Below are 19,699 nucleotides of genomic sequence, written 5' to 3'. Positions count from 1 at the left end.
TGGCATCATTGCCTGAAGAGGTCTGACCTGATCAGTGTTAACCACAAGCGGGTGAGCCGCCAATATCGGAAGAGAAAAAGTGCGAAGGGAAACACGAAAATGAAAAACGCCGCATTAACGCAGCGCTTTGGGACTTAACGCAAACCGAGCTGAAAAATCATGGTTTCAGCCTGGCAGCTGAAGGTGAAATCGATATCCAGCTCTACACCCTGATTCACTTCGCTGAAGCGCGATTCAATCAGGCAAGGTTCTGACTCTACCTCACGCGCGCGCTGTGTGAGTTGCGCTAATTTAGTTTCAGCATCCGCACGCTGAGCAAACCACTCCGACCAGCTGGCGGTGCAATCGGTGTTATCCATTACTGTGCCCACATCAACACAACAACAGGCTGCGGTTTCGGTCGCACTGCATTTTTTAATGGCATCAGTCATTTCATTCTCCTGACCAGTAATCTGGCGGGTTACGCGATTTTATCGTCGAAATTTTACCTGCTGGCTGAAAAATGCGCCACGCGCATGGCGCTAAGTGACGAATATCACAATAAAAATTGATCCAGAACAAACTGGAATCGGTATGCTGTGCAGAATCGGGGCTGTTTTGTTAAGCAGATCGAATTTTAAGCGATCAACCCTGAAATATTTTAAAAACAATATTGCAACATGCACACAGGTCGGACCTATACTCTCCGCACTGGTCTGATATGTGCGCTTTACATCAGTCCCTACAATCCGCCGTCCTTTGTTACGCGACGTTATAGCGTTAAATAATAATTCACATGAGGTTGTGGTCATGAACCATAAAAACCTGTTTGCAAAGTCAGCCGTGGCGGCTGCAGTGGCGCTTGTCTCTTCACACGTTTACGCAGCTGGATTTCAGTTAAATGAATTCTCAACGATTGGTTTAGGTCGCGCATATTCAGGCGAAGGGGCAATGGGCGATACGGCGGCGTCAGCCAGCCGTAACCCGGCCACAATGGCGTTAATGGATCGCCCGGAATTTTCACTCGGGGCGGTGTATATTGCGCCGGATGTCAACATCAGTGGTCGCAGTCCCAGTGGCCGCAGTCTGGATGCCAATAATATTGCCCCGAATCAGTGGGTCCCCAATATTCATTACGTTCAGCCTATCAACGATCAGTGGTGGATTGGGGCGTCCGCAACGTCAAATTACGGCTTAGCAACAGAGTTTAATAATGGTTATACCGCAGGCGGCTATGGTGGTAAAACCGACCTGATGACCGGCAATTTAAATCTCAGTACCGCCTACCGCTTTAATGAACATTTCAGCGTGGGTGTCGGTTTTGATGCCGTTTATGCCAAAGCCAAGATTGAACGCTATGCGGGTGAGTCAGGTGCAAGGCTGGGGGTTCCGGCTGATACCCAGGTGGCTCATCTGAAAGGTGATGAGTGGGGCTACGGCTGGAATGCTGGCATCCTGTATGAAGTGGATGAAAATAACCGCTTCGGCTTTACCTATCGTTCAGAAGTGAAAGTCGATTTCGATGGCGATTACAAAAGTAATCTCTCCTCCCGGCTGAATGCGGTGAATAATCCGCAAGTGTCAGGCGTACCTTTTGGCACCAACGGCACTACCGTTCCGGGCGCGTTAACCCTGAATCTGCCAGAGATGTGGGAAGTGTCGGGCTGGCATAAAGTGGCACCGCAGTGGGCGGTTCACTACAGCATGGCGTACACCAGCTGGAGCCAGTTCCAGGAGCTGAAAGCGACCGGTTCAAACGGCCAGACGCTGTTCTATAAAGATGAAAGCTTCCACGATGCGTACCGCATTGCGCTGGGCACCACCTATTCCTACGACAAGAACTGGACGTTCCGTACCGGTATCGCGTTTGATGACAGCCCGGTGCCGGCTGATAAGCGTTCAATCTCTATTCCTGACCAGGATCGTTTATGGCTGAGTGCCGGTACGTCTTATGCCTTTAACGATGATGCTTCGGTCGATTTAGGTGTTTCTTATATGCATGGACAGAAAGTAACCGTGAAAGAAGGTCCTTATACCTTTACCTCTGAAGGCAAAGCCTGGCTCTACGGCGCGAACTTTAACTACAAGTTCTGACTGGCGAGCAGGATCAAAAAGGGCGACTCGGATGAGTCGCCCTTTTTCGTGGCTGCGGACGCTGGCTGGCTCAGAGAGCATGCATTTACTGCGCGTCGATATCTTTCAGGTCATCCTGAATCGCGGCGGCGTTAGGATTGTCTTCCGGCTTGAGCTTACCGCCGCGCGCCAGGAAGTCGTGACGCTGGAAGTAGGCGTTTCGGATAAAGGCGTACGGATCGCTCTGCTGTTTCAGGATCGCATCGGAATCCAGCAGCTGCGCGCGGGTCTCAATCCCTTCAAGCGTCCATTTACCAATCGACATTGGCCAGGTCAGCCAGCCGAGGATGGGATAAAGCGTATCGACGTAGTCGCCGCCATCCTGACGCACCGTGAAGCTACCGTAAGCGGGCAGTTCAACATAAGGGCCATAGCCAACGCCGTAATGGCCCAGCGTCGTCCCGAAACGGTGCGGTTCTTCACGCGCCAGTTCCGGATTCGCTTTACCAGCAACGTCAATGAAACCGCCCAGACCCAGCACGCTGTTCAGGAAGAAACGGGTGAAGTGAATACCCGCGTCACGTCCGTCACCGACAAGGATGGCATTGACCATGCTGGCAGGCTCTTCCAGGTTGCCGAGGAAATTGCTCAGGCCGGTGCGTGCCGGGACCGGCACATAATCACGCCAGGCCACAGCAACCGGACGCAATACATACGGATCCAGCACGTTATAGTTAAAGTTAAACATCGTGCGGTTAAAGCCTTCGAACGGATCGCTGCGCTGAGCAGGATCGCTATTCGCCGGCTTTGAACTGGCACAACCCACCAGAAGGACGCTGGCCACAGCCAGGCTGGTCAGGCGATAATTCATTCCAATCTCCCTGTGCGGATGAAAAAGGTCTACCCATCGTTCAGGTCACAGCCCGGTGTCGAACCGGCTTACCCGATGAGCATAGCTGACTTTGTGCCAGAGGCAGGAGGCAATGGCACGCATCATTATTAACGTTATCAATTTTTACGTTCAGGGAAGCTGCTTATTGATCTCTACCGCGATTGACTGATGCCCATCCCAGGGCGTTACGGCGCTCAGCCCCAGCCAGTCACCCGGCTGCGGATTCGCGCTGCCATCGCGGGAGATTCGTACCCGAACCTCCACCTGATGCTGTGCCGAAAGCAGACGATCCGGCATCATGGCGTTACTGTCATCCAGCGTCAGCGACAGCGGGAAGTGGCTAAGCGGCATCCGCTTAACCGCCACCGGCACGGGTGAATTTCCGTCAGAAACCGAAATATACAACACTCCGTCCGGCGGTAACATTTTTTCTGCCTTTGGTGTCAGCGTCACGGTCAGCGCCAGCTGACGACTCTGCTGCCCTGCCTCACTTTTTGCCTTTTCAATGCTGCGGGCGATCATCGCGTACCGCTTATCATCGGCAGGCAACAGTCTTAAAAGAGTCTGCCATGCGTCGATAGCCTGATCGTATTGCTGCTGGCCATAGGCATTAAATGCCAGCAGGCTCAGCGTCCGCAGATTTTGCGGATCGGCTTTCAGCAATGATTGCAGCAGCAGTAACGCCTGACGATTATCCTGCGGATCAGGGGATCGCGTCAGGACTTCTGCATAATCCTGCTTCAGTGCCAGATCGTTGGGGGCCAGCTGTAAGGCATGCTCAAATGCCTGGCTGGCGATCTCCGCATTATTCAGCACCATGCCGAGCCGCCCCAGCATCGTCCAGTCGGCCAGATTATCCGGTTCAGTCTGCAACGCGGTACGCAATCCGAGCTGTAAACGTGCCAGCTCTTCCATGCTAAGCGGTTTAGCACCAGGGTCCATCAGTCGGGCACGCAGCTCAGGATACGCCTGCTGCACCTGCATCCAGCCGGTGAATTGCGCCAGTCCTCCGGTTTTCAGATAAGTCCCCAGCGATACCGCAATCAGCACGATCAGGCCTGGCAGCAAAATCCAGCGGCTGCTGCTGTGTAACTGCATCGTCTGTGCCGGCGGAATATCTGCCAGCAGCGTCTGCTGTAATTCCTGCTCCATCAGCGGTCGCTCAGTGACAACGCCCTGCTCTTCATCCTGCGCCAGCTCCTCTACACGCTGATGGTAGAAACGCTGATTAAGGCGATCGCGATCGCCTGCGCTGGCCTGACGTTGCCGCCATCCCGACGCCAGAAAGAGTGTGCAGGCGGCCAGAAGTAACAGAAAAAGGGTGATCCAAAATGCACTCATTACGGCTTCCTGTCTGACTTCAGTAGCGCATTAAGACGCTGTTGCTCATCTTCATCCAGCTCACTGCGGGTTTTACGCTGACGGCTGCGCAGGATGATTACCACGCCGCCCAGCAGCGCAAACAGCGCCGGGCCAGCCCAAAGAATCACGGTTGAAGGCGTCACCGGTGGCGAGTAGCTGACGAAGTTGCCATAGCGTGCCACCATGTAGTCAACAATCTGCTGGCGACTCTGCCCCTGCTTCATCAGTTGATAGACTTTCAACCGCATGTCGGCGGCAATCATGGCGTTCGAGTCGGCGATGCTGTTGTTCTGGCATTTCGGACAGCGCAGTGAAGCCGTCAGATCGCGGTATTGCTCTTCCTGCGCCACCGAGTCAAATTGCAGCGTGTCGATAGTCGCCCACAGGTTGATGCTGAACAGCAGACCGCAGAGCAGTAACAGCGTTCTCATGATCCCGCCTCCGCACTGTATTTCATCCACAAGGGTTTCACTTCCTGATCCCAGACGCGCGCATTCAAATCGCCCGCGTGGCGATAACGGATAATCCCTTTACCGTCGATCAGGAAGGTTTCCGGCGCGCCATAGACGCCGAGATCCAGGCCCAGCATGCCGTTGCCATCATAAAGGCTCAGCGCGTAGGGGTTGCCCAGTGTGTTCAGCCAGTTCACTGCTTTTTGACGATCGTCTTTGTAGTTCAATCCGACCACGCGAATGCCCTGCTCCGCCAGCGTATTCAGATACTGATGTTCGGCGCGGCAGGTCGGGCACCAGGTCGCCCAGACGTTCAGCAGTATCGGTTTGCCATCGGTCAGTACGCGCTGGTCGTAGATTTTGCCTGGCTGATCCAGTGCTTCCAGCCGGAACAACGGTACCGGTTTGCCAATCAGCGCGGATTCGAGACGGGTCGGATCGTCACCATCGGCATTACGGGTCAGCTGCCACAGCAGCGCCGCCGCCAGCAGCAGAAACAGCATCAGAGGTATAAACAGGATTTTCTTGTTCATGGCCGCGCCTCCGGTTCCGCTTTTTTACGCGAACGGTAACGGGGATCACACAGGCAGAAGAGCCCGCCCAGCGCCATCAGCGCGCCGCCAAACCAAATCCAGCGGACAAAGGGTTTGTAGTAAATGCGCACGGCCCAGCCACCATCTTCCAGCTCTTCGCCCAGCGCCGCGTAGAGATCGCGGCTGAAACCGCCATCGATCGCTGCTTCGGTCATCATGGTGCGGGCAGCCGTATAAAAGCGTTTTTCTGCCTGCAGCGTCGCTTCATGTTTGCCGTTGCGGGTCACATCAATAATGCCCATGCCACCGCTATAATTAGGCCCCTGCAGATTCTGCACGCCCCGGAAGACAAAGTGATAGTGATGAATATCGACGCTATCGCCCGCCTTCATCCTTACATCGCGTTCCACGCTGTACTGCGTGCTGAACGCGATCCCAATTACCGTTACACCCACACCCAGATGGCCCAGCACCATGCCCCAGTGGCTGCGTGACAGGTGACGTAAACCCACTAAGAACGGATGACGATGGGTGGCGCGCTCATGCAGCTCCAGCAGCGTCAGCACGATAATCCAGAGTGACATCAGCAGGCCAACTACGGTCATTGCTTCAATGCGATCCTGCAGCCACCAGGGAATGATGACGGAACAGGCCAGGGTCACGATCAGCGCCAGCGCCAGCCGTTTTGCCAGCTTCTGCGGCTCATCGCGACGCCAGCGCACCAGCGGACCGATTCCCATCAGCAGCGCAAACGGCGCCATCAGCCAGCTGAACATCGTGTTGAAGAACGGCTCGCCCACCGAAATGCTGCCCAGTCCCAGTTGCTTGTGAATCAGCGGCAACAGCGTGCCGAGCAGGACCACCAGCATCGCAGCAATCAGCAGCACGTTATTGCCCAGCAAAAACGATTCGCGCGACCAGGTTTCATTCTGTACCCGGCCACGCACCTGCCCGCCTTTGATGGCGTAGAGCAGCAGCGAGCTGCCGATGACAATTACCAGAAACGCGAGGATGAACATGCCTCGCGCCGGATCGGAAGCAAAGGAATGCACCGACACCAGTACCCCGGATCGCACCAGGAACGTCCCCAGCAGGCTCAGCGAAAAGGCGGTAATCGCCAGCAGCACGGTCCATGCCTTAAAGGTGCCACGCTTTTCAGTGACCGCCAGCGAGTGCATCAGGGCGGTACCCGCCAGCCACGGCATGAACGACGCATTTTCAACCGGGTCCCAGAACCACCAGCCGCCCCAGCCCAGTTCGTAATAGGCCCACGCAGAGCCAAGTACGATACCGATGGTCAGAAAGACCCAGGCCGCAGTCGTCCAGGGACGTGACCAGCGCGCCCAGGCGGTATCCAGCCGGCCAGCCATCAGTGAGGCGATGGCAAAGGCGAACGCCACTGAAAAACCGACGTAACCCATATAGAGCAGCGGTGGATGGAAAATCAGGCCGATATCCTGCAGCATCGGATTCAGGTCATGGCCGTCTATCGGGAAGTCCGGCAGCGTGCGGCCAAACGGATTAGAGGTCAGCAGGATAAACAGCAGGAAGCCGAGATTGATCATTCCCATCACCGCCAGCACACGGGCCAGCGCATCCTGCGGCATACCGCGACTGAATATCGCCACTGCCAGTGTCCAGGTGCTCAGCAGCAACACCCACAACAGCAACGATCCTTCATGCGCGCCCCAGGTGGCGGCGATGCGATAATAAACCGGCAGCAGGCTGTTGGAGTTTGTGACGACATAGGCAACGGTAAAATCGTTACTGATAAAGGCCCAGACCAGCAGCGCAAAAGCCGCCGCAATACAGACAAACAGACCGCTGGCCAGCGGACGCGCCATCGCCATCAGGCGGGCATCCTGGCGCACTGCGCCCCACAGCGGATAGCTGCTCAGCAACAGGGAGAGACCCAGCGCCAGGCAGAGTAGAAAGGTACCAATTTCGGGCATCATGATGATTTATTTCCCGCCTGATAAAGCGACTGCGGGCCGGTGTGATTACTCTTCATCGCATCTTCAATCTCCGGCGGCGTATATTTCTCATCATGTTTCGCCAGCACTTCTTTGGCGATCACCTGATTGCCCGCCGCCAGCACGCCCTGCGCCACGACACCCTGCCCTTCACGGAACAGGTCTGGCAGGATGCCTTCGAAACTGACGCTGACCACGCCGCGCGCATCATAAAGTTTGAACGAGACCGCCAGCGTTTTCGGATCGCGCCGGACACTGCCCGGCATGACCATGCCACCCACGCGCAGCCGCTGTCCCGCTTCAGGCTTCTCGTGCGCCTGACCTTTGCCGTAGAGGATTTCGCCAGGGGTATAGAAGAGATCGATGTTTGAGCGCAGTGCATACATCACCAGCGCGGTGGCCAGACCGAGGCCGAGCAGAATGGCCACTGCGGCATAGAGGCGGTTGCGTCGACGGGTATTCACACTGTCTCTCCTGCCGCTTCAGCCGCGGCTTTTTTAGATTTCGCCGCCCGGATACGGCGTTCCCGCGCATCGCGCTGGCGGATCTCAGCCAGCAGGCGTCGGCGCAGCAACAGGGTATGCAGAGTGAGGCCGACAAGTGGAAGCAACGTGCAGGTAACCGCAAGCCACACGTAGAAGGCGTAGCCTCCCATCGCAAAGAAGGCGTGCCAGGAGGAAAAGGCTGGAGTCATGCCTGTTCCCCCCGCTTCGCCACATCAATCGCCCAGGGACGATGGCGTTCGGTTAACAGAATCAGGTTGCGCAACCGCATCAGGGTCAGCGTGACAAACAGCAACAGATAACCGAGGATTGCCCAGCGCAGCGGCGTGCGCATGACCGGCGCAATCGCCTGCTGGAGAATGCCTGACGAGCCCTGATGGAGGGTGTTCCACCACTGTACTGAAAAGTGAATGATCGGCAGATTGACCACGCCGACCAGAATCAGAATACCCGCAGCCCGGCCTGCGGTACGGCGGTCATCAAAAGCGTGATAAAGCGCAATCACGCCCATATAGAGGAACAGCAGCACCAGCTCTGACGTGAGTCGGGCATCCCAGATCCACCAGGTACCCCACATGGGCTTGCCCCATGCAGAGCCGGTGACCAGCGCAATAAAGGTAAAGACCGCGCCCACCGGAGCCATGGCGGCAGAGATCAGATCGGCCATTTTCATCTGCCACACCAGGCCGATAAAGGCGGCGATAGCCATCGAAGCATAGATGCCCATCGACCACATCGCGGCGGGTACATGAATGTACATGATGCGGAAACTGTCGCCCTGCTGATAGTCAGCGGGTGCAAAGCCAAATCCCCAGACCCAGCCCAGCAGCAACGCCGCCAGCCCGGCGATGGCGAACCACGGAACCAGTGGCCCCGAAAACTGATAGAGCCGTTCGGGCCTGGCCAGCTGATGTAACGCTTTCCACATATCAAATGCTCACATTAACGATAAAAGAGTGTTGCCGCGTCTTTTACGCGCGGTTACTGCAACGTAATTCTTAGCGCCGCCGCCGTGGCAAACGGCGCGAGCGTAGCGCTGCCCACCAACATAGCGCCGAGGATTGCCAGATAGCCGCCAATCGGAAGCCCCTGACTGGCCGCCTCCATCGCCGCACTGGCGAAGATCAATACCGGAATAGCCAGCGGTAATACCAGCAGGCTCAGCAGCACGCCGCCGCGCCGTAATCCCACTGTCAGACCCACGCCAATCGCACCGAGGAAACTCAGCGTTGGCGTGCCGAGCAGCAGCGTCAGAGCCATTGCCCGCCAGCCGTTAAAATCCAGCGACAGCAGCAGCGCGGCCAACGGTGACAGGATAATCAGCGGCACACCCGTGACCAGCCAGTGCGCCACCACCTTGCCGATAACTGTCACCGGCAGCGGCGTCGGCAGCAACACCAGCTGCTCCAGCGAGCCATCGCTGAAGTCATCACGAAACAGCCGCTCCAGCGCCAGCAGCGACGCCAGCAGTGCGGCAACCCAGGCAACGCCCGGTGCAATGCGCGCCAGCTGTTGGGGGTCCGGTCCGATACCCAACGGAAACAGGGTAATGACGATCAGGAAAAACCAGAGTGGATTAACGACATCCGCACCGCCGCGAAAGGCGATGCGCAGTTCACGCTGGATGAGGCGAAACAGCATCAGTCTGCCTCCACGTCGCCGAGGCGAATTTTACGCACCCGCGCTGCCTCTACAGGCAGATCCTGATGGGTGGTCAGGATCACTGCACCGCCGTTATCGGCATGCCTGACGAATTTCGCCATTATTTTTTCAATGCCCGCTTTGTCGATGGCGGTCAGTGGCTCGTCGAGAATCCAGATGCGGGCCTGGCTAAGCCACAGCCGCGCCAGCGCCACACGACGCTGCTGCCCTGCCGACAACCGGCTGACCGGCACCTCTTCATCGCCAGTGAGATCGACGCTTTCCAGCGCAGAAAAAATCTGCGCATCCCTGCAATCGGGATGGTAAAAGCGCAGATTTTCCAGCGGCGTGAGCACGCCTTTGACACCGGGTTGATGGCCCAGATAGAGCATCGCCTGATGCCAGGCCTCGCGCTGCCGTAAAATCGGTTGATGCTGCCAGCGTATTTCACCCTCTTCCGGACGGCTCAGGCCAGCCAGCAGGCGCAATAACGAGGTCTTACCGGCACCATTGGGGCCTTCAATCTGCACAATGTCACCTGCGGATACGTGAAATGAGAGCCGCTGGAACAGCGACCGTTCGTCGTATGCACAAGTGAGTGTAATGATTTCCAGCATTCAGGGGGGAGTCGCACCAGCTAAAAGTGGCCGGGATATTACCACAATGTTGCTGTGGGCCGAAGTGTGAGCCAGCGCTCAGTTTGGCTGGTGAGGGATTATTCGTGCGGTATCAGCAGTAGTCGGAATAAAAATGCAGTTCCGAAAAACGTTGTTACGCTTATTCGCATCGGCCGTTACATTTCCGACAAATAAAAAACGGCTACGCTTATAACGTTACAGCACTATCACCAGGAGAAAATATGAAGCCTTCATCAGGTAATGAACAGGGTCCTAACGACGTAGAAAGCGAAGAGAAGGACAAGGGCACTGACATCGAAGTTGATGAAGAGGCTTTACCCTCCCGCGCTGCTGCAATTCATGAAGAGATTCGCCAGGACGGCGAAAAGGAGCTGGAGCGCGACGGCATGGCGCTGCTCTGGTCAGCTATTGCGGCCGGCTTATCCATGAGCGCCTCGCTGATGGCTAAGGGGATATTCCATGTACATCTGGATGGCGTACCGGGCGCATTCCTGCTGGAAAACCTCGGTTATACCTTTGGTTTTGTTATCGTCATTATGGCGCGCCAGCAACTGTTTACAGAAAACACCGTAACAGCCGTGTTACCGATAATGCACAAACCGACCTGGAGTAATGGCGTTCTGCTGTTACGGTTATGGGGCATCGTCTTACTGGGTAACCTGATCGGCACGGCACTGGGTGCGCTGGCATTCAATGAGATGCCGATATTTGACGAGGCCACCCGTCAGGCCTTTACCAGCATCAGTATGAAAGTAATGGAAAACACCCCCGGTGAGATGTTTGCCAATGCAGTGATTTCCGGCTGGATTATCGCCACCATGGTCTGGATGTTTCCCTCGGCGGGCGGCGCCAAACTACTAGTGATTGTGATGATGACCTGGCTGGTTGCGCTGGGCGATCTGGCGCATATCGTGGTGGGCTCGGTGGAAGTGCTCTATCTGGTGTTTAACGGCAGCATCAGCTGGCATGAATTCTTCTGGCCTTTTGCCCTGCCGACCTTACTGGGCAACATTACCGGCGGCACGCTGATTTTTGCGCTGATCAGCCACGCGCAGATCCGTAATGATATGAGTGAAGCGGCCGTGGCGAAAGCGAAGGCTGAGAAGAAGAAGCAGGAGAAACGCCGCCAGCGTGAAGAGAAGGAAGAGGCGGAGTAAACGGCAAAGGCAGACAGAGCAGATGTGACTGCTTTGTCTGCCTTCGGGCATCCTGGCTGAATAGGTAACATTGAGAACCTGGCTGCAGCATGTGGGGAAGCTTCATTTTCAGCGTGAGCGGATTTCAGCGATTCGCCCGCGACAGCAGCGAGCGCAATATCGGGATTGCTGGCAGAATGAGCAAACGCGCGGCAGCCTGGTGAATCTTCAGGACTGTTTCGCTATACTGCACGCCGCTGTCCTCTTAGTTAAATGGATATAACGAGCCCCTCCTAAGGGCTAGTTGCAGGTTCGATTCCTGCAGGGGACACCAGGCTCACACTATACTGAACCCGCCCAGTCAATTAAAATCCTTTACAATCAACAAGAAGTTATTCACAACGGCTATATTCTTCGCCCTTTATCTGCTCAATAACTCACAATCATTTTAAAACACGCGCTATCTTGTTCAGATAAATCAATGAATATCAGTCAATGAGTTGTGAGCATTACCTGTCAGATCTGGATTACGGGCGGCAGACATATCCCTCGAATATCTTTTTTATTTTAACGCATGCTGTTTTATTTCTGCATAGCGGGCAGTCAGTTGCTTCAGATGCATCTCCAGTTGAACTGTGGCAGCAGCGGGTAAAGGTTCGCCTGATGGCTTTTGTGACAATATCCGTAATTGCTCTTCAGCAGGGATTGATTGATTAAAAGACTGCATAGCCGTAAAAACCACTGACTTCAGCTCACTGACCGTTATGTACTTACCTTTCTGCTCATCCAGTCCGTTCAGCCGGTCACTCAGCTTTTGTAACGTGGTCATTCCCAGATACCAGCCATTAAGCTGTTCTGCTGGTAATGCGGCTGCATTAAGCTGTTGCTGCCACTGTTGTAACAGGGACTTTGCCTGCTCCGGCCACAATGCCTGAACCTGTTCGATGAGTTTTCTGCCGTATGCAATATCCCAGTCAGGAGGCAATTTATCCAGCCGGGCGAGCTGCTGCTGTGTCTGGGCGATAAGGTTCTGCGGTAACGGAGTATGCTGACGCAATATATTCAGCTGTTCAGGCGTAATAGGTGGAGGAAATGGCATCAGTGAGGCTGTAAGTTTCGTCTGTAGCGGGTCAGGCTGGTGAAAATGCTGCCAGCCCCACATTGACGCAACGTTTACCACCAACATGGTACACATGCCAGCAGCGAAGGATTTCCACTTTTTAACCGGAGCAGGCTTTGTCAACAGCACTTCCACATTTGGCTGCGGTTCCGGTTGCGCAACGTAAACCCACTTCACTGCACTCTCTGGCGTATCTTCATCCGGTTCACCAGCAAAGTCTCTCGTGGATGCTGTCGCATCATTCATCACGGTGGCAGGCAACACAATACCTGGCTGAATGGTCGATCCGGTACGGGTAATGCCATCGCTGTTTTCCAGCCGGACAGCACTGCTGTACATCAGGGTACGCAACGTATCGAGCTGGCTGAGATGTTTTAGCTCCAGGCGCTGCAATACCGCTTCCAGACCTGTAAGCAGTTGCTCCGCACGGTACAACTGGCTAAGGTCACTGTAATTCAGCGGGAGCGAACGCATCCGTTGATGCAGGCGCTGGCTCAGACTGCTGAGGATTTCCATGCGGGCATGGACTAGCTGAGGCCATAGCGCCCCCCACTGATGGCTTATCAGGGCCTCGAGTATCGTCAGCCCTTCATTGAGCCCGAATAAGCCGGCCAGCTGCGTACGCGCAAGCGTATACCAGGCCGCCGTTTGCAGTTCCACACCGTTCTGCTCAAACAGTGAGAGGCAGAGTTTTTCGACATAATGCCAGTTCACATCCGGGCGAGCCGGATGTGTCAGCTTACTCAGCTCACCACGCAAGGCGGCATAATCCGGAAGCGCTCTGGGGTCCCCACCGGTTTTAATTTTTCGCGGGTTGATGTCATTCATGACCAGTCGTCCATTTGGCGTATCAGGAACTATTGAAGGTTATCGTTTAGCAGCTTCGCTTTCTGCATATTCAAGGAGACAGGTACTGCAATATCCGCAACTATGGCAGAAGCGTTAGGATCAAACTAAAAAATGTACTTTCATCAAAACGCTGCTCAGGGCGAGATAATGTATGTACATGGAGGAGTAAAGATCCAGTTGTTCGTGGTACCTGACCGCATGAACAAACGTCCCAGTGACGTCACATTACCTCCATCATGAAAGGTCACCTCCATGCATCCGGTCATGCCCTGGCCGTACAAAAATACCGGCACAAACTTTACGGCCCGGTTGTCGACACGCAGGACGATACCGGAAATATCAAAAGCCCCGCCCTCCACCAGCAGGTCCGTGACGGATGCCGTGAACGCCTCCACACTTAGTCCGGTATCCACCAGCCACATGTCCATCTGTTCCTGAAGCTGCGTTATTCGCAGGCGAAAGTCTGCAATATCGGCCTGAGTCTTGCTGGCAAACGAGACCGGGGCAGACTGTCTGGCCTGCAGTTTTTTGAGGAACTGTGATTTTACTGACAGGGTGTTATCTGGCCTTACAGACGGGTTGTTGTGTCAAGATACTGTTGTTGCTTAAGATGTCGCAGGAGAACACGCCCTTCCGGCATAAACTCGGTTCCATAGCGCACGAAGCCAATGCCCTTCAGCTCAGCATCAATGGCGTAGCGCAGTTCACCGGGAACGTTCTGCCCCAGCAGAACGACCGCTATTTTTTTCAGGCGGGGCTCATATTTCAGCAGCAACTCAGACAGGGTCCCCATCAGCTCATGGGCGGTACCCGGCATCCCCTGTAAAATTTTGGTCATATCCGGCAAGCCGTAATCAGGAAGATGCGCCAGCGTCCCAGCGCGGCAGTTGAGAATGCGCTGCATGTTGTCGAGCACTGAGAGGATGACCTGGTTTTGTTCATTGACCTGTTGCAGAGGAAGCCCGCCGGTAAAATGGCCGGTGAGCATTTCATACAGCGACGGCGTGTGATGTCCCTGGGGCATTAGTCATCCTTCAATGGTTGCAGCGTCAGATGGTTATTCCCGGCTTCCAGAATACGCGGCTTATCCGGATCCAGGTCGTCACGCTGGATAACCAGCTTCCAGGTGTTGTTGACCATATCCGGATGGCGGAACAGTCCTACTACGGCCACGAACTGCGCATCGGTTTCCATCGGCATATCCAGGTTCGCATCACCGCCCGGTTTCACCACCACATCGCGCGTCGCCAGCAGGTCGTCTTTCAGAATAGTGTCGCCATCTTTAAGGAGCTGCTGATAAACCGTTTTGTCGAAGGTTTTGCGGTCTTTGAGCTGGTAGACACGAACCATAACGGATTCGGATAACGCGTTGCTTTCACGGGCATCCGTGTTCAGGGCTTCGCGGGCCGTGAAGTCCAGGTGCAGCAACTTTATCTTCTTGTAGAAAATGGCTGTGTAGGCCGATTTGGTGCCATCAGAGATATCCTGCGTTACGCCACAGCCGGTCAGGCTGAGTGCCAGAAGGCAGCATGTGGATTTAATCAAACTTGTACGTAACACATCGGTTTCCTTGTTGTGGTGTGGCGGGCTCCAGCCCCATGTAATAACCCAGTTCTGTGGTAAAGGTTTGCGGAATATCGTCCGCCAGCTCCCCTTCTTCTGCGCCCAGCACGCCATTCATGCCGAGCCAGAACGGGCCTTCGCCCAGAGGCGGCGCGGCCAGCAGACGGATACTGGTGGTCAGGGTGATTTTTGCCTTAAAGCGCCAGCCCAGATAGACCCGCAGCATCACCAGAAAATCCTGGTACAGCAGACCGTCCGGTTTCCAGCCCTGCGACTCTTTTTCATCTTCTGTCGAGAGTGCAATCAGCAGCTGACTGTTGGCATCCATCGCTTCCTCACCGAGCAGCGTGTTGCCGTCCAGCAGAAAATCCTCATCGCCGTAAAAGCCCAGCGGCTGGCTGATTTCTACTGGGCGCAGACAATACGGACTGACCTGTACCCGGGTATGCGGCGCCAGCAAACTGACTAGTGCCTGCATCCCCTGCTGGGTTTTTCCGGGCTGCTGTAACACACCAAGCAGTGCCAGAAATCGCGAGACTGGAGTGGCGATATTTTTCGCCGTTCCGGGAATGCCGAGTCCTACCAGGCCCAGCAGCGACTGTGAAATACTGTCAGTCCCGCCGGGCTCGAAGCTTGCCGGGTAAGAGTATTTACGCCAGATGCGGTAAAACTGCGTCAGAACGCGGTGGCTGAAGATATCGAGAAAACTCTGCAGCGCCTCGTGCCCTTCCGTGCGCAGCGTGATGTCATCGAGATAGACTGTCGGTAATGGTGAATCGACGCCGTACATGCCCATAAAAGTGGTGCGAACAACCGGCGATTTACGGTCGTCATCCTCGTCGTATTCGACGGCCTTCAGCTCACTGGCCGGAAAGCCCATTCCCGGATGCGGGGCAAAACGCACCGGGTCATCAGCCGGATGGCTGGTTGAACCCATCAGCGGTCTGCCCGGATTGCGTTTCTCCAGCAGCTGGCAGAAGCGGTAAAAGTTAATGCGGTGCAGGTCGGCTTCCAGTCGCGGGGTCAGCCGGGAATGCGGCGATTGTGCTTCTCTTCCCATTCCAGGCGCTCTCCGGTTGGTTGCAAAATGATAATCAGACGGTTAAACAGATAGATATCGGTATAGAGGGCAAAGAAGCGGCTCAGCATTTCACCAAACAGACAGATGTCGCCGCGCCCGGCAAAGCCATGGCTGTCGAGCGTCACCTCAATCTGTACGCCACGGACCAGATAGCCCTGCTCAAAGCGCTCGGTTTCGCTGTGTTTAACCTCAATGATGGCTTCGAGGCGACGGCGGTTCATCTCGCTGTTAGTCCACTCATACAGCGCCAGCGTCCCACGCAGCACTTCCGCGTTATCCATCATCGAAAGAAAACTGCTGCCAAGATGGCTCAGCACACGCCAGTGAAAACGGTCCTGGGCTGGCGGATAACAGGGCAGCGTTGGGGCACAGAGATTACGCACGGTAATACTGGCGGAGGTGGTTTTCATTACCGTATCGAGAACGGTGCTCTGCAGGGCGCGGCGCGGCAACTGCCCGTTGGTCCCGGTCAGCGCCAGCGACAGGCTTTCGTCTTCCGGCACGGTGTGATTATCAAACGCTTCGCCGCCGAGGATAAGCCAGGTGTTATGCAACCCTGACGGACCGCGCCGTACGTGGGTGTGATAGTAATATTCCGGTGCTTCATGGCGCATCATGCCGCCTCTGTGCCGGAAGCTTGAGAACGGCACGTAGGTATGCTGGCTCGATGACACCACCGAATCCACGGCGTAAATCTCAGTGTGACCATCCTGCACACGCATCGGACGCAGCATATATTCGGTCTGCAACGAATTCAGCGTCAGCGGGTCTGATTCCAGCGGGAACAGGTTAATCACCGGTACGCAGTTCATACGCAAATGTTTTTCCGTAAAGCTGAAGTCATGCTCCCAGCGTTCCGCCAGCACCACGTCGATTTCAAACCAGGAAAGCTCCGCCGGGAAAGCCACGGTATCCAGACCCCGCAGCCCGTTGAACATGAATTTCTCACGGAACGTGAAGTACTCCAGCAGCAGCTGGTAGCCGCTGAAACTGCTGTTTCCCGTCGGCCACAGCGCATCGTCGTCACCGAACCCAAGCGCAGTAAAGTGACCATCAAATGGTCTTCTGTCCACATCTCCGGGAAGACGCAACCACATCCGGGCCACGTTCATAGTAAAGGCTTCGTGCATGGCACAGGCTAGCGGTGCGTCAGCATTGAGATAGAGAGGAAGATAGCTGAGATCAATGCGGCTCCAGTCCGCCAGTTTGCTGCAACTGAAACGCAGCGTCACGACGGAGCGGCCATCCGGATCGGTGGCCAGACTCGCCCGCGCAAGCGACAGCGGCTGGAGGCTGAATTCTTTTGTTGTGGTGTAACGGCATCGGGTGCCCTTCTCACCAATAGGTCGGGAATACACCTCGAAGCCTTTTGCTATCCGCATCGGCTCCTTCATTTCACGCCAGTCGGGAGAAAACTCGACTACGGATAGCGATGGGATGGTGCGCAGATAATGCGGCCACAGCAGGCTGACCAGCCCTTCGGTCAGTTCCGGCAGATCGTCGTCCAGCTTCTCGCGAAGACGCCCCATCAGGAACGCAAAGCCTTCGAACAGGCGTTCGACATACGGGTCACGGGCGCCCGCTTTATCAAGATTGAGCATCGCCGCCTGCTCGGGGTGAGCACGGGCAAATTCTTCACCCGCTTCAAGCAGGTAGCGCATTTCGGCGTCGTAATAACGCAGGGTTAAGTCGTCCATAGTAGTTTCTGTTTAGTTAATTACTGCGTGATGAGCGATGAAGGGAATTCCAAAAATCGACAGGCGACTTCAAATAGAAAAGGTCGCTCATCAATATGGTTTACAGGAAAATCTTTCTTTTACATAACGAGTGGCTGTACCTGGCATCCAACCCGATGGAATGCCATTGCAGCGTACATATCCTCTGCTAATCAGCTCTTTTGGATAGAGGATAGAGTACAACAAACCTGGTACAACGATAGCAATGCAACCCCATTTTAAATAAACGACATAGTAATCAATCTTCCTGAAAGCAAACTCTTTGCCCTTGAAGAGAACCAGAATAAAATAGACCAGTGGGAATATCATTACAAAAGGCAACGCAACCAAAGCAACGGTTAACCATGAAAAAACAATCTCATCACCAACGCTGAAATATTCTTTAAATATACTTCCCCCAAGATAAAAACTCAGAGAGCACAACCCAGGAATGATAATGATAGCGAAAAATGCGCGGACTCTATCTTTCATGTTGCAAACCCGAACTGAAACATAATTTTTTATCTACTACATATTTACTTGCTGTTCCTGGTGTCCATCCAGAGGGTACTCCCGAGCAAAGAGTATAACCTTTGCTTTTTAGTGCTGATAAATAACCAAACGACATTGCACATGATAATGCAAAAGTAAAAACACACATAAGCTTAAAAAGCGACATAATTCCATTAATTTTTTTTAGTGCATATTTCTCCCCATGTCGAAGTGAGAGGAAAAACCAGTATAAGGGAAATGCAAACATTATCGGTATCGATATAAGACTTAATGATATCCACGAAAAAACAATCTCTTCAGGGAATTCCAGATAATCAGAGATTTCGCTCAACCAAAAGCAAAATGACACAATAGAAACAACCAACAATATAACAACTGAAAAAACAGTCTTGGCTTTTTTATTCATATATTAGTATGTCCTTTTGGTAATATCGCCAATCGAATCTCTCAAATATCCTCTAATCTCTGATTCTATAATTTGCTTTCCTTTTATTAACATTTTCCCTGCAAGCATAGAACCTAAGTCCCAAAAACCATCTTCCATTTCTCTAGCTTTTTCAGCAAATTCTTGTTGAGCCGCATCAATGTACTCAACTACTTTGTCTGTCACACCAAATTTCTGGTCCAGCTTATTTAAACCCCAGGCAGCAAAAAATCCAACGCCAATGACGATTACAAGGTTAAATGCAATCAACGGGGTCACTACGACACTTCCAACGACAAATGTGACTACTGATACAATGCCGATTTTCACTACATCAGTAGCCAGAGATCCTATGAATTCAGCTAAAGACCTCTCATCGTTCAAAATGAAATCAATAGTCCTGTAAGCGGCTGCGACATAAAATGTCAGCCGTGCTCCTTCAACAACAGATTTTGCAAAGCCATATTTACCAATTCCCAAATCAACAATCTTTGGATTTTTAGCCGCAAACACAGGTGCATTCAATATTTTCCTTACACCAGGATAACCACTTATTTTTATCAGTTCTGTACCGTTGTGGTTTACATATGTTGTTGCTTTTATGCTGAAACTTCCCAATTGGTTTATCAACATGGATGCAGTCACAACATCCTTGATATTTGTTCCATAATTTACAACTATTTGTCCGGGGTCACTTTCTGTTATTGCTACCCACCCGTGTTTCCATGCCCCCCACGAGGACAATATTTCGAAAGCTTCTGGAAGAGTGAGCAGCATCACATCCTGATTAGTTTGCCTTAGCATAGCCCTCAAATTACCATCTGGTAAATCATGAGTATTCCGTAAAACTGGATAATCAGGTACAAATCCAGTCGGCTTTTGCTTACCGGTCAGATAACCCGGCAATTCTGGCGAAGTTTGCACAGGTGCTGCAAAGCCTGCTGCTGGTTCTGCGGCGCAAGCTCCACTGCTCTTCTCATACGTATCATCCAGCATCGACGGAATAAATTTTGCTTTGCAGGGGCAGGTGCTGTAACTGTCGAGGGTGCCAGCCATACGCCGGTCATGAATGGTGTCGTTATTGATACCGCCGGCAATTTTAAAAAGCCCGGCATGCTTACCACAGGTCACACTGTCCCGCTCTCTGGCAACGGGTTTATCAAAAAGGGTGTGATCCTCTGCACCCGTCGTTATTCTCCCGCCACAGGTTGTTTTATCACCCTGTACCAGATAGTTACCTTCTGCCATGTGT

General features: G+C 53.8%; 21 protein-coding genes, 1 tRNA gene and 1 pseudogene. 3 read left to right on the top strand and 20 right to left on the bottom strand.

Features of this window, described 5'->3' with window-relative positions; genetic code table 11:
- Nucleotides 1–134: 134 nt before the first annotated feature.
- Nucleotides 135–431 carry a YfcZ/YiiS family protein gene (locus ACR8BF_RS06075; RefSeq protein WP_434745720.1) on the bottom strand — a complete coding sequence of 99 codons (297 nt, stop codon included), beginning with the start codon at nt 429–431 and terminating at the stop codon, nt 135–137.
- 358 nt (nt 432–789) lie between these two features.
- Here ACR8BF_RS06075 and fadL point away from each other — a divergent pair, with 358 nt between their 5' ends.
- Entirely contained in the window at nt 790–2,073 is a 1,284-nt protein-coding gene (gene fadL / locus ACR8BF_RS06070; protein WP_179895183.1) for a long-chain fatty acid transporter FadL, read from the top strand.
- 85 nt (nt 2,074–2,158) lie between these two features.
- Here fadL and mlaA read toward each other — a convergent pair whose 3' ends face one another.
- From mlaA to ccmA, 10 genes are all read right to left on the bottom strand, one after another.
- A complete protein-coding gene (gene mlaA / locus ACR8BF_RS06065; protein WP_179895182.1) occupies nt 2,159–2,923 on the bottom strand; it encodes a phospholipid-binding lipoprotein MlaA in 765 nt (254 codons plus the stop codon).
- Between the two features lie 150 nt (nt 2,924–3,073).
- Nucleotides 3,074–4,285, bottom strand: coding sequence for a c-type cytochrome biogenesis protein CcmI (gene ccmI / locus ACR8BF_RS06060; protein ID WP_434745719.1), 1,212 nt, complete (start codon nt 4,283–4,285; stop codon nt 3,074–3,076).
- Nucleotides 4,285–4,737: a cytochrome c-type biogenesis protein gene (locus ACR8BF_RS06055; RefSeq protein WP_179895180.1), complete on the bottom strand. Its 453-nt coding sequence runs from the start codon at nt 4,735–4,737 to the stop codon at nt 4,285–4,287. The genes ccmI and ACR8BF_RS06055 overlap by 1 nt, the downstream gene beginning before the upstream one ends.
- On the bottom strand, nt 4,734–5,291 hold the full coding sequence (locus ACR8BF_RS06050) for a DsbE family thiol:disulfide interchange protein (protein WP_179895179.1): 558 nt from the start codon (nt 5,289–5,291) through the stop codon (nt 4,734–4,736). Before ACR8BF_RS06050 ends, ACR8BF_RS06055 begins: the two co-directional genes overlap by 4 nt.
- The gene (locus ACR8BF_RS06045) at nt 5,288–7,246 is read right to left on the bottom strand and encodes a heme lyase CcmF/NrfE family subunit (RefSeq protein ID WP_434745718.1); all 1,959 of its coding nucleotides are present in this window, start codon (nt 7,244–7,246) and stop codon (nt 5,288–5,290) included. Before ACR8BF_RS06045 ends, ACR8BF_RS06050 begins: the two co-directional genes overlap by 4 nt.
- A complete protein-coding gene (gene ccmE / locus ACR8BF_RS06040; RefSeq protein ID WP_179895177.1) occupies nt 7,243–7,728 on the bottom strand; it encodes a cytochrome c maturation protein CcmE in 486 nt (161 codons plus the stop codon). Before ccmE ends, ACR8BF_RS06045 begins: the two co-directional genes overlap by 4 nt.
- Nucleotides 7,725–7,958: a heme exporter protein CcmD gene (gene ccmD, locus ACR8BF_RS06035; protein WP_179895176.1), complete on the bottom strand. Its 234-nt coding sequence runs from the start codon at nt 7,956–7,958 to the stop codon at nt 7,725–7,727. The genes ccmE and ccmD overlap by 4 nt, the downstream gene beginning before the upstream one ends.
- The gene (locus tag ACR8BF_RS06030; RefSeq protein ID WP_434745717.1) at nt 7,955–8,695 is read right to left on the bottom strand and encodes a heme ABC transporter permease; all 741 of its coding nucleotides are present in this window, start codon (nt 8,693–8,695) and stop codon (nt 7,955–7,957) included. The genes ccmD and ACR8BF_RS06030 overlap by 4 nt, the downstream gene beginning before the upstream one ends.
- Nucleotides 8,696–8,748: 53 nt before the next feature.
- Complete coding sequence (gene ccmB, locus ACR8BF_RS06025) at nt 8,749–9,408, bottom strand: heme exporter protein CcmB (RefSeq protein ID WP_003853097.1); 660 nt, start codon at nt 9,406–9,408, stop codon at nt 8,749–8,751.
- The gene (gene ccmA, locus ACR8BF_RS06020) at nt 9,408–10,025 is read right to left on the bottom strand and encodes a cytochrome c biogenesis heme-transporting ATPase CcmA (protein ID WP_434745716.1); all 618 of its coding nucleotides are present in this window, start codon (nt 10,023–10,025) and stop codon (nt 9,408–9,410) included. The genes ccmB and ccmA overlap by 1 nt, the downstream gene beginning before the upstream one ends.
- Nucleotides 10,026–10,267: 242 nt before the next feature.
- On the opposite strand from ccmA, the gene ACR8BF_RS06015 reads away from it, so the two are divergent.
- Nucleotides 10,268–11,203, top strand: coding sequence for a formate/nitrite transporter family protein (locus ACR8BF_RS06015; RefSeq protein WP_434745715.1), 936 nt, complete (start codon nt 10,268–10,270; stop codon nt 11,201–11,203).
- A 238-nt stretch (nt 11,204–11,441) separates the two neighbouring features.
- A tRNA-Arg gene (locus tag ACR8BF_RS06010) sits at nt 11,442–11,516 on the top strand.
- 228 nt (nt 11,517–11,744) lie between these two features.
- On the opposite strand, the gene ACR8BF_RS06005 is transcribed toward ACR8BF_RS06010, so the two are convergent.
- From ACR8BF_RS06005 to ACR8BF_RS05965, 9 genes and pseudogenes are all read right to left on the bottom strand, one after another.
- Nucleotides 11,745–13,130: a VasL domain-containing protein gene (locus ACR8BF_RS06005; RefSeq protein ID WP_434745714.1), complete on the bottom strand. Its 1,386-nt coding sequence runs from the start codon at nt 13,128–13,130 to the stop codon at nt 11,745–11,747.
- A 100-nt stretch (nt 13,131–13,230) separates the two neighbouring features.
- Nucleotides 13,231–13,705 (bottom strand): annotated as a pseudogene (locus ACR8BF_RS06000) (hypothetical protein).
- A gap of 14 nt (nt 13,706–13,719) precedes the next feature.
- On the bottom strand, nt 13,720–14,175 hold the full coding sequence (gene tssE, locus ACR8BF_RS05995) for a type VI secretion system baseplate subunit TssE (RefSeq protein ID WP_434745713.1): 456 nt from the start codon (nt 14,173–14,175) through the stop codon (nt 13,720–13,722).
- Nucleotides 14,175–14,711: a type VI secretion system lipoprotein TssJ gene (tssJ, locus tag ACR8BF_RS05990; protein WP_179895164.1), complete on the bottom strand. Its 537-nt coding sequence runs from the start codon at nt 14,709–14,711 to the stop codon at nt 14,175–14,177. The genes tssE and tssJ overlap by 1 nt, the downstream gene beginning before the upstream one ends.
- Nucleotides 14,689–15,774: a type VI secretion system baseplate subunit TssG gene (gene tssG / locus ACR8BF_RS05985; RefSeq protein ID WP_434745712.1), complete on the bottom strand. Its 1,086-nt coding sequence runs from the start codon at nt 15,772–15,774 to the stop codon at nt 14,689–14,691. The genes tssJ and tssG overlap by 23 nt, the downstream gene beginning before the upstream one ends.
- A complete protein-coding gene (gene tssF / locus ACR8BF_RS05980) occupies nt 15,738–17,492 on the bottom strand; it encodes a type VI secretion system baseplate subunit TssF (RefSeq protein WP_434745711.1) in 1,755 nt (584 codons plus the stop codon). Before tssF ends, tssG begins: the two co-directional genes overlap by 37 nt.
- 90 nt (nt 17,493–17,582) lie before the next feature.
- Nucleotides 17,583–18,002, bottom strand: coding sequence for a hypothetical protein (locus tag ACR8BF_RS05975; RefSeq protein ID WP_434745710.1), 420 nt, complete (start codon nt 18,000–18,002; stop codon nt 17,583–17,585).
- Nucleotides 17,992–18,429: a DUF1240 domain-containing protein gene (locus tag ACR8BF_RS05970; RefSeq protein ID WP_434745709.1), complete on the bottom strand. Its 438-nt coding sequence runs from the start codon at nt 18,427–18,429 to the stop codon at nt 17,992–17,994. The genes ACR8BF_RS05975 and ACR8BF_RS05970 overlap by 11 nt, the downstream gene beginning before the upstream one ends.
- Before the next feature lie 3 nt (nt 18,430–18,432).
- A complete protein-coding gene (locus ACR8BF_RS05965) occupies nt 18,433–19,695 on the bottom strand; it encodes a PAAR domain-containing protein (protein WP_434745708.1) in 1,263 nt (420 codons plus the stop codon).
- Between the last annotated feature and the right edge of the window lie 4 nt (nt 19,696–19,699).

Origin of the sequence: Candidatus Pantoea rara (assembly GCF_051136265.1) — a bacterium.
Classification (GTDB): Bacteria; Pseudomonadota; Gammaproteobacteria; order Enterobacterales; family Enterobacteriaceae; genus Pantoea; species Pantoea rara.
The sequence above is the reverse complement of the archived record's forward strand: the minus strand, read 5'-3'. Positions and strand labels throughout refer to the sequence as shown.

Excerpts from the sequence above, each read along its gene's own strand:
- tssG (WP_434745712.1), bottom strand. The coding sequence starts at position 15,774 with ATGGGAAGAGAAGCACAATCGCCGCATTCCCGGCTGACCCCGCGACTG.
- ACR8BF_RS05970 (WP_434745709.1), bottom strand. The coding sequence starts at position 18,429 with ATGAATAAAAAAGCCAAGACTGTTTTTTCAGTTGTTATATTGTTGGTT.
- mlaA (WP_179895182.1), bottom strand. The coding sequence starts at position 2,923 with ATGAATTATCGCCTGACCAGCCTGGCTGTGGCCAGCGTCCTTCTGGTG.
- tssE (WP_434745713.1), bottom strand. The coding sequence starts at position 14,175 with ATGCCCCAGGGACATCACACGCCGTCGCTGTATGAAATGCTCACCGGC.
- ACR8BF_RS06050 (WP_179895179.1), bottom strand. The coding sequence starts at position 5,291 with ATGAACAAGAAAATCCTGTTTATACCTCTGATGCTGTTTCTGCTGCTG.
- tssF (WP_434745711.1), bottom strand. The coding sequence starts at position 17,492 with ATGGACGACTTAACCCTGCGTTATTACGACGCCGAAATGCGCTACCTG.
- ACR8BF_RS06045 (WP_434745718.1), bottom strand. The coding sequence starts at position 7,246 with ATGATGCCCGAAATTGGTACCTTTCTACTCTGCCTGGCGCTGGGTCTC.
- ccmB (WP_003853097.1), bottom strand. The coding sequence starts at position 9,408 with ATGCTGTTTCGCCTCATCCAGCGTGAACTGCGCATCGCCTTTCGCGGC.
- ACR8BF_RS05965 (WP_434745708.1), bottom strand. The coding sequence starts at position 19,695 with ATGGCAGAAGGTAACTATCTGGTACAGGGTGATAAAACAACCTGTGGC.
- ACR8BF_RS06030 (WP_434745717.1), bottom strand. The coding sequence starts at position 8,695 with ATGTGGAAAGCGTTACATCAGCTGGCCAGGCCCGAACGGCTCTATCAG.
- ACR8BF_RS05975 (WP_434745710.1), bottom strand. The coding sequence starts at position 18,002 with ATGAAAGATAGAGTCCGCGCATTTTTCGCTATCATTATCATTCCTGGG.
- fadL (WP_179895183.1), top strand. The coding sequence starts at position 790 with ATGAACCATAAAAACCTGTTTGCAAAGTCAGCCGTGGCGGCTGCAGTG.
- ACR8BF_RS06055 (WP_179895180.1), bottom strand. The coding sequence starts at position 4,737 with ATGAGAACGCTGTTACTGCTCTGCGGTCTGCTGTTCAGCATCAACCTG.
- ccmI (WP_434745719.1), bottom strand. The coding sequence starts at position 4,285 with ATGAGTGCATTTTGGATCACCCTTTTTCTGTTACTTCTGGCCGCCTGC.
- ACR8BF_RS06015 (WP_434745715.1), top strand. The coding sequence starts at position 10,268 with ATGAAGCCTTCATCAGGTAATGAACAGGGTCCTAACGACGTAGAAAGC.
- ACR8BF_RS06075 (WP_434745720.1), bottom strand. The coding sequence starts at position 431 with ATGACTGATGCCATTAAAAAATGCAGTGCGACCGAAACCGCAGCCTGT.
- ccmA (WP_434745716.1), bottom strand. The coding sequence starts at position 10,025 with ATGCTGGAAATCATTACACTCACTTGTGCATACGACGAACGGTCGCTG.
- ccmD (WP_179895176.1), bottom strand. The coding sequence starts at position 7,958 with ATGACTCCAGCCTTTTCCTCCTGGCACGCCTTCTTTGCGATGGGAGGC.
- ACR8BF_RS06005 (WP_434745714.1), bottom strand. The coding sequence starts at position 13,130 with ATGAATGACATCAACCCGCGAAAAATTAAAACCGGTGGGGACCCCAGA.